At 54.6% G+C, this 9070-nt stretch carries 3 protein-coding genes and 3 pseudogenes; 4 read left to right on the top strand and 2 right to left on the bottom strand.

Features of this window, described 5'->3' with window-relative positions:
- Window positions 1–116: pseudogene (locus ACNQQL_RS35340) on the top strand (IS5/IS1182 family transposase); the annotation flags it as partial.
- A 338-nt stretch (window positions 117–454) separates the two neighbouring features.
- The gene (locus tag ACNQQL_RS35345) at window positions 455–679 is read left to right on the top strand and encodes a hypothetical protein (RefSeq protein ID WP_347069369.1); all 225 of its coding nucleotides are present in this window, start codon (window positions 455–457) and stop codon (window positions 677–679) included.
- Between the two features lie 81 nt (window positions 680–760).
- On the opposite strand, the pseudogene ACNQQL_RS35350 reads toward ACNQQL_RS35345, so the two are convergent.
- Window positions 761–1423 (bottom strand): annotated as a pseudogene (locus ACNQQL_RS35350) (transposase).
- A gap of 145 nt (window positions 1424–1568) precedes the next feature.
- Here ACNQQL_RS35350 and ACNQQL_RS35355 point away from each other — a divergent pair.
- Together ACNQQL_RS35355 and ACNQQL_RS35360 are read left to right on the top strand one after the other, a co-directional pair.
- Window positions 1569–2807 carry a hypothetical protein gene (locus ACNQQL_RS35355; RefSeq protein ID WP_347069373.1) on the top strand — a complete coding sequence of 413 codons (1239 nt, stop codon included), beginning with the start codon at window positions 1569–1571 and terminating at the stop codon, window positions 2805–2807.
- Between the two features lie 166 nt (window positions 2808–2973).
- A complete protein-coding gene (locus ACNQQL_RS35360; protein WP_347069375.1) occupies window positions 2974–7920 on the top strand; it encodes an RHS repeat-associated core domain-containing protein in 4947 nt (1648 codons plus the stop codon).
- Window positions 7921–8309: 389 nt separating this feature from the next.
- Here the strand turns inward: ACNQQL_RS35360 and ACNQQL_RS35365 are convergent.
- Window positions 8310–8765: pseudogene (locus ACNQQL_RS35365) on the bottom strand (IS3-like element ISBam2 family transposase); the annotation flags it as partial.
- Between the last annotated feature and the right edge of the window lie 305 nt (window positions 8766–9070).

A 9070-nucleotide genomic window follows, 5' to 3' on the forward strand; every position in this document is an offset into this window, starting at 1 on the left:
ACGTCACGGTGCGCTATCGCGGGTTGATGAAGAACGCGCAGCAATTGCATACGCTGTTCGCGTTGAGCAATCTGTGGATGATGCGACGACGGATTGTGCGGCACGCCGCGGCATGACCGCATCAGCATCCGGCCTGACCGGGCCGAAGGGCAAGCGGACCTGAAAAATTCATGCTGCTGATGACATCGGATTCGAGCGTCGTTTCTCATCGATTTCGTCACGTTGCCCACACTTCGTCAGCCGGCTGTCTCTGACGTCGTTTTGAATAGTGTCCCGAGGGGCTGACTTGGGTTGGTAAGTGGTGCCGTCGCGCAGCATGGCGAACAGCGAAGTGATGCTGCGTGCCCTAAAGATTACATGTATTGAACCGGATTGAGTTTGACAATGCCCGTTTTTATGGTTGTTCGAATGGCATCGTCCGTAGGGGTAATGCCGCGGCGCACAGAGGAGTCTCATGATTCAGGAACAGAAAATCATCCGTGGCAAGGTCGGCATGCTCGAACTGGTCCGGCAACTCGGAAACGTTGCCCAAGTCTGCCGCAGGATGGGTTACTTGCGCGACAGCTTCTACGATTCAGGGAGTTGCACGATCGAGGTGGCGAAGCCGCGCTGCGGGAGATGTTTCACTATCGGCCACTGCTTCAAGAACCGGGGCGATCGCAGATCGAGGCTGCCGTAGCTAACGTGGCCCTTGAACTGCCCGTCTCCGGTCAGAGTCGGATCTCCAGCGAAGTTCTCAAGCGCCATGGTCGGATTTAGTCTAGTTTACTGCGCGCATGTGGTTGAGCACGCCCATACAAATCGCGACTTCAGATGCCTGCGAACCGATGCATCGTGCCCAAAGGCGATTGCATGCGAGCGTCTTGAGCCGCTACATCGGTGGGAATCTCGTCGAGAAAATCGGGCGGCGCGATGGGATGTCGACATCCTGACGCGCCATCAACGCCGCGCATATTTGCTCTGGTCTTCGCATTCATCGTCAGGTGAGCTTTACTCACTTCCGTTCTTTCTCGTCGTGCAGCTTGAGGCCCGTGTTGTCGATGACCAGATGCAAGGGCTCACCGCTGTGTTGTGCGGGCGGGATCACCTTCAGCTTTTGGGCGCGGTTGGGCGTACACAGACCGGAGAAAGCGAGGTCCCACTGACTTTGTGCGAAACCCTGAGGCGCCCGCAGTGGCAAACGGAAACCTGCTTGAGACCCCGGCAGCATCCGGCTTGTGACGTCTACACAGATGAATGGCTGACCGCGCTTGCGCGCCGCGAATGCAGCCGGGTTCGACTTTACATCCTCATCGATCCACATCACCACATTCCCTCGCCAGAACAGCCCCGTGTCGTAGTTCAGCCAGTTCCCAGCGCGGTACACGCCCTTCGGCTCACTTGTCTTGCGTTCGTCCTTGCGGCATCTCTTCGCCCCAAGGATGAGAATCCACAGAATCCGACACGAAGTTAACAGCGGTATCGTCCCGGTCGTTACGCGTAAGCGTTAGCCCAACGCGCAGCAGTCGGATTTATTCAACAACGCCCCAATCAACATTAAAAAGGTTGCGATTATGAATGTGTTATCCGTGGATTCTTTTTATTCCATTAGCAAGCTGGAGATTTCTTATCTTGATTTTCAGTCTAAAACGGCCACCATCTATGCGAATGGTAAAAATCAGGTCGCCGTGATGGCCAGGGTTCGGCTTGAAGACAAAGATGGCCGAATGGTAAATATATCTGAGGATGTCGTTAAAAATGCTCTCTATCTTTGTGATTATAACACCGGATATGAGTTGCTTCAAGTAGATGGGGAGGGCGGTGTAATATACGATGAGGGGGGGGCTCAAGGCCCAGAAAAGACGCGTGATATGTTGTACGCGCGAACCAAGAATGAGTACTGCAATGCAGTAAGATCTTCCGAATTAGTTGGCTATGACGTTGCTGAGGCGGAATGGCGCGACGATTCTGTTGCAGTGATGTTTTATCTCTCGGCTTCGGAGCATCTAGATGGGCGTGTTATTGCGTGTGGAATTAAAACATCGAAGGGGTATTTCGACAGTAGCAAGCTGGGCACTCGATTTTCAATGGCATCCGGTCAAAATTTCAAACGTCCGTCATGGGTGGAGCTCCATACACTTGAATCCATTGACTATTCGCGCTCTGATAACATTATTGTAAGAGATGCTATGTGGAAATCATTCGGCGATTTATCCAAAGTCGCTGATGATGTCGAGCTGTACCACCCGAGAACAGCCAATACCCATCATGGCATCAGTTCTCGGGCGGAGTGTCTAGTATATTCGAAGCAGCATAAATTTGTAAGGAAGGTGATAAAGTCACGTAATTGTGCCCTAGCTAGTGCCTCGACGGAATTTAATAGTGATGTTTCCATCCTTGATAGCGGCACGCGGACTTATCGGTCGTGCGCGGATATTCTTTGGGGAAGCTGGCGTGAAAATGAAACTTATCAAAATTATGATATTTCGGCGCTTTTTATTGAAAGCGAGAAGGTCGGAACTCAGTATGCGGATTTCTGGCTGACGTGGGGTGGTCAGCACATCGCCTATCGAATTAACAAGGGTGACAACCGTCATTGCTGGGCGAAACCCCTGACTCCGGATGCTGTCAGAATTAATTTCTGCAATTATCGTATTCCGGGTGATTTCTTCTTCCGGATGAATGGTTGGGATAAAGAAGGCTGGAGCAACTCCCCGCTGTCCACCGTAGTGCATGTGACGGATAATTATGGCAATGAGGGAGATATCACCATTAAGGCCGAAGATAAAAACTGGCCAGCCCTGTTAATCAATGGACACCTTTTTTGATGCGGGTGCCGTACGCGCCGACGTGTCACAGATTTTTCAGAAGGTTGAATCCGGCCTGATTAATAGAACTTCTCCCTGGAAAAACGGAAATATCAGCTAACTGTTATTTTCACCGGAAACGACCTGTTTCCGGTAAATTTTTAGACAACGATAGCGGAGTGTGATTGTGTCTGCGAACTTCTCGACCCATGCAGCTAATTTTACTAGCGCCCTGCGCACCGGCGTTGACCCGCGTACCGGGCAGTTTTTTATCAGAATGCCTCTGTTTGACAGCACCGCCAATCGCCTGCTGGGACCACACATCTCGTTGTCCGCGAATTACTCCACGCTATCCTCTGCAAATCTCTTCGGGCTGGGTAGCGGTGTGACCCTGCAGGGCGTCAGTGTTTACACCCCAGGAGCCAGTAGTATTTTATTAAGTTCGGGTGAGTTTTGGTACGTTGACTCGGGCGGCAATATCCCGCACCGGAAACTGAAGGACTGCGAGTTCAAGTCGCAGGGAGACGACTGGATTATCCGCTGGAAGTCTGGCGAAAGCGAGGTGCTGATACCTGTCGGGGACGGGCATTTCGTGACCCGGACGCTTATTAGCCCCTTGGGGAAGAGGTTGCATTTTGATTGGGTGTCCGACGGCGCCTCATTGCTGCTGCAGAGCATCCGAGATGAGGTGACCCCGGATGCGGTACTGTGCCACTTCAACTGGCCAGGTGACGGTGTGAACATTACGGCCTGGCCGGGGCGAAGGGAAGAGTACAGCCTGCGGATTGACTTGCAGAATGGTTATCTGGCCAGCATTACACGTCATATGCCTGGCAATGATGCCCCCTTGCAGTGGCGCTTGGAGAATGACCTGATCGGTGATGCGCTTATCCCGACCAGACTCCATCATCCGACCGGGATGCGGGATGAGATTGCCTGGCAGGCTGATGCGCTGCCCTGCCCGGGAGGTGGTGCTCTGTCGGCAGTGCAGTTGCATGCCCGGTATTATGGTCAGGGGCAGCCCGAGACGGTCAGAACGTACGACTATGATAGCAGTGGGAATAACTTCCTCGGCAATAATGCCGACGTGGAAACCTTTGGTCCGTGGAGTCAGGGCAGGGACTATATCAGCAACTGGCTGACGGAGGAGTATACTTATTCCTCGACGGAAAGAGTGACCGGAAAAGATGCTACGGCGACCTTCACCCGTACCTACAATAATTATCATTTTCTGATCGCCGAAGAAACCCAGCAGGACGATAGCGTTAGCCGGAAAGATGTGGTATACCATTCGAAAGAAAATGCGGATATTGGTGACCAGCCCTGTTTTTATGCTTTCCCACATCAGCACACGAGCACGCTGAATGGCCGGGTTCCGGAAACGACCCGGACCACCTTTGACGACTACGGAAACCCGCTGACGGCTGAACATCCGGATGGCACTCGGGAAACCTGGTCCTGGTACCAAGCAAAAGGTGAGGCCGACCAGTGTCCACCGGAGCCGAACGGTTTTGTGCGATTTATTGGGCAAAAAATCACCACACCACCGATGATTAACGGGCATGCCGTCTCCTCCCATATTGTGACGTATACCTATGAAACGCTGGGAGAAACATCCTTTGTGGTCCAGAAATGCTGCACGGAATACAGCGAGGAGCACGGCAAGCGCATCTGCCTGAACCGCAAGGAAACGCATTACGTCACGGAGAAAACCAGCCCGGAGTTCGGACGCATCACGAAAATCATCCACACGCAGTATGATCCGGCCGATGGCAACACGGACTATCCGGTCACGCAGACATTTTCTACGGAGGTAGATGTCGACGGGGATGTTATGACGCAGACCGTGGAAAGTGAAACCCACGATAAACTGAAAACCAAGCATATACGCGAACAGTCCATTCAGAGTGGCCGCATACAGAAGGACACCGATACCCACGGGATTGTAACGCTCCGTTGTTGGGACAGTTTGGGCCGCATTCTGAGTGAAACCCGTGCTGCCGGCACGGAACACAGCCTTACACAACACTGGCAGTACACTATTGAAACCGCCGCTGATAAGACGACCAGACCGGTGACCATACAGTGGGATGAACTGGGGCGTCAGACTCGCACTTTGTTTGACGGTGCAGGTCGCGCGGTCCGGCAGGATGTGTATGACATTGACCAGGCTGACGCTGATAAAAAGAAGACGAAAATGCCCCCGGCAAATTCGCCGTACTGGCGTACGGTGTCTGAGTGTCAGTATGATGCACTGGGACGCGTCATCAGCAAAGCCTATTTCGATTGGACCACATTGGACCGACGGCCAGATAACAACAAGCCTTCGGTCACCCGCGCCACGACATACCGGTATGAAAAGCGTGGTGCCCGGAGTGTAGTACATCATGCGGACGGGGTGGAATCGCATAGTCATTACGACCCCGTGGCATCAACGCTGTCTGTCTGGCAACAGAATACTGGCATCAACGCAGTGCGTACTGGCACGGTGGTAACGGAGTGCGACACACGGACTCATCATCCCGTTAAGCGTACCCGCTACCGGACTGACGGGCGTATTGATGGTGTTAATCTTTATGAGTGGGATGGCCTAGGTCGTCTGCGCCGGGAAACTGACGCACAGGGCCACACTACGGAATGGACTTATGACATCTATGGCCGGGTGCTGACACAAACCCTGCCGGATGAAAGCACAGTGTGCCGCCGTTATGCACCACATTTGACGGGTGATCATCCGATCAGCCTCTGTGTCACGCCTGAGGCATCGGCCCCTTGGAATCCCGTTCAGGCATTCGACGGACTGGGGAGACTGACCTCGGCCACCACGGGCGGGCGCACCACCCACTATTACTATACCTCCGGCCAGGCTGCACCGGTCCCAGAACTTATCGTGCTTCCGTCTCACAGGGATATTTCGAATATCTGCATCCCCGGGCTGGGCTTTGCGCTGAAAGCGGTGAATGCAGGGGGGATTCATCAAACGTTTGAGTATGACCCGAAAACCGGCCAGCTGCTGAAGGCAACGGAAGGGCATATGGCTGACGAAAACCACCGCGCTCCGTCAGGGACACTAACAGGTCAGACATTTACCCGTCACGGTCGGCCCCGTTCAGTCATATATACCCGGACCCTGGAAGGCCTGCCGGAAAGCTACACGGATATCACTGGCCAGCAGACCCGTTACGCACGTGACACCCTAGGGCGTCTGACGAGTATAACTGACGATATCCTGACGGTCAGTCAGACTTATGATCCGCTGGGGCGGCTGCTCAGCCGGACGGTAAACGGTACGGCAGGGAATAACTCCCTGACTACCACTTTGGGCTACGATGAGTTCTCTCGGGAAATTACCCGGACATTGAGCGATAACACTGGCACCCGATTGGAACTCAGGCATATGTGGCTGAACAACGGCCTGCTGGCCGGACGCGCTACCCGGAAGGGCGGTCATGAGGTGCTGAAAGAAACGTACGGGTATGATCGCCGCAACCGACTGGTCAGCTACATGGCCAGTTCAGACAGACCAGAGTATCTGCCTCCGGATGCGTACGGGCAGGCAATGACACAACAGACGTATCATTATGACGCGCTAAACAATCTGACAACGGTTACGACCACCCTGCACGACGGTATCACCGACACGACAACGCACCATTATGAAAATCCGGCAGACCCGACGCAACTGACAAAAATCACGCATACCGACAGCCGTCGTCAGCCAGTCCTGCTGCGGTACGACCACGACGGGCGACTTTTTCAGGTTGACGGCGGTGAAGCCGGGCACCGCGGGGTGCTCAGCTATGACCCCCTGGGTCGTCTGTTGACGACAGGTGGGGCCCGCTATGGCTATGACGCCCATAACCGTCTGGTCAGTCAGTACACGGGGCACAACACTATTCGGGAGTTGTATTATCGGGGCAATACCCTAGTGAATGAGGTAAATGCCGCGCTGAGGCTGGAGAAGCGCCTGATACACGTGGGCGGCACTTGTGTGGGCGTGGCAGAGGACAATAACATGACGCTGCTGGCTACGGACCACCACGGCAGTCCGGTGTGGTCGCTCAGGAGCGGGCAGCCAACCGGTAAGCAGCACGTTTGGTCCCCGTGGGGTCAGAGTAAAGATAGCGATAACAAAATGCTGCCGGGCTTCAACGGCGAGCGTATCGACCTGGTGAGCGCGGTATACCACCTGGGCAACGGTTACCGGGCATACAGTCCGGTACTGATGCGTTTTCATTGCCCTGACAGCTTGAGTCCGTTTGGGCCAGGCGGTATCAATCCGTACACCTATTGTTCCGGCGACCCGGTGAACCATATCGACCCGTCGGGGCATATCAGTGGCCAGTCCATTGCCGGTATCGTGATGGGGGCCATCGGGCTAGGACTGGCGATATGGACAGGCGGAAGCTCGATTGTGGCGGCAGAGAGTCTTGCCGCTGCCATTGATGCGACGAGCGCCACCGCCGTGGTTGCCGGGACAGCTGCCGTTGCTGCGGATGCAACGGGAATAGCCAGTGGTGCGCTGGAAGAATCCGACCCCAAAGCATCGGCTGCGCTGGGATGGGTAAGTATGGCGCTGGGACTGGCATCAATGGGGATTGGTCTCGCTCTGACCGCAACCAGATTCTTGCGCGAGCATGCGAATCCGGTTGCCGAATTTGCTGGCGTAGGTAATCAGATCGAGCAAACAGCTGGCACTGCGCGGCGCACTAAATTCTATAACGGAATCAAGCGAGAATATGTGAGTGCCCACGCAACACAACCAGACGGTTACGGATTGTTGGGAGGGGGGCGGGGGATCAGTGAAAAAATGGGAGGTTGGGGTGAGCCGGATGATCCCGGGCTAATAATTCTACTGCGGCAGGGCGTTGAACGCGAACTGAGTTGGGCGCGAACTACCAGACGTATGAATGCATATTCTCTCGCTAGTTATCGAGATGAACTTCGAGATTTCGAAAATGACATGAGGAATATACCTTTCGCGGAGCGAAACCATAATAACCGAGCATTCACTGATCTCGAAAGGAATATCGAAGAAAGCCAAAGGAAAGTACGGCAAAGTGAAGAAGTTGTAGAAGGAAATGACAGGGAAATTGCGCGTATTGAAGCGGAGCTGCGTAGATTGGGAGGTTAAAGCTAGCTCCTTGTACAGAATCTGCGGAGCCTTATGAAGTGTACGATGTCACAGACATCGTTTTACTTTCTCGGGGGGCGTTTCTTTGGCGTGCTGGAACTCGCGGCTCCGGTAGGAGACCCGAATTTCAGCACGCGCTGGTTTTGAGGTTCGTAAATTCCGCGAATGAGTCGGCCCTGCAAAATTCAGTTTGCTTGACGCGCGACGCCGACTGGGTATTTGGTTGGAGCGGGACGGTTAGCCCGCCGGAAGCGTTCCCGGTGCGCAAGCAGCGGATGCGACAGGACATTGGCGATCGAATGCAGCCAGGCGAGGACAAAAAAGATGGGCCCCAGACCCAGGCTGACCTGCCCCCTTCAATAGGGCCATGGGCTTCTAGCAAAGTCCCTTTAAACCAACTCCTGGAAAGCGGCAGGAGCATCCGCGGTTGCCCGATGTTTCGCCGCAAACTCTGACGGCGCAAGGTAGTTCAGTGCGCTGTGCGGCCTTTGCTCGTTGTAGTCCTGACGCCATGCCGCGATGACAGCCCGAGCGTGCGCGAGCGTCGTGAACCAGTGCTCGTTAAGGCATTCGTCGCGGAACTTGCCGTTGAACGATTCGATGTACGCATTCTGCGTCGGCTTGCCCGCCTGAATCAACTTCAGTGTGACGCCGTTCGCATACGCCCACTGGTCAAGCGCGCGGCTCGTAAATTCGGGGCCCTGGTCTGTTCGCACCGCCTTGGGATAGCCACGGAAGCGAGCTGCACGGTCCAATGCCCGAGCGACATACAAACCTGAGATGCCATGGTCGACGACGATGTCGACAGCCTCTTTCGTGAAGTCGTCGACGACGGTCAGGCACTTCTGTCAGCGTCGGATAGATACTCCCCACTTTCGTCGAAGTAATTTTCCCCAGTTATTGCATCGGCAAGGGCTGAGTATTTCGGCCATCGGTAAGCGGCTAGCGAACCCATCTTGAGTTTGACCGAGACGCTTGGGAGTATCGTGTCCACCTAACGAATAAGCGGACACGTGAACACTATCGAATCGGAATCACGCCCGGAGCGTCGTCGTCGGCAACGCTACAGCGAGGAGTTCAAAGCGCGTGTGGTTGCTGCCTGCCAGGGAATCGGCGTATCGGTTGCGGCGGTCGCGCTGGAACACAGGCT

It is taken from the genome of Burkholderia sp. LFS061 (genome assembly GCF_047978125.1).
GTDB lineage: Bacteria > Pseudomonadota > Gammaproteobacteria > Burkholderiales > Burkholderiaceae > Burkholderia > Burkholderia pyrrocinia_C.

Excerpts from the sequence above, each read along its gene's own strand:
- ACNQQL_RS35345 (WP_347069369.1), top strand. The coding sequence starts at position 455 with ATGATTCAGGAACAGAAAATCATCCGTGGCAAGGTCGGCATGCTCGAA.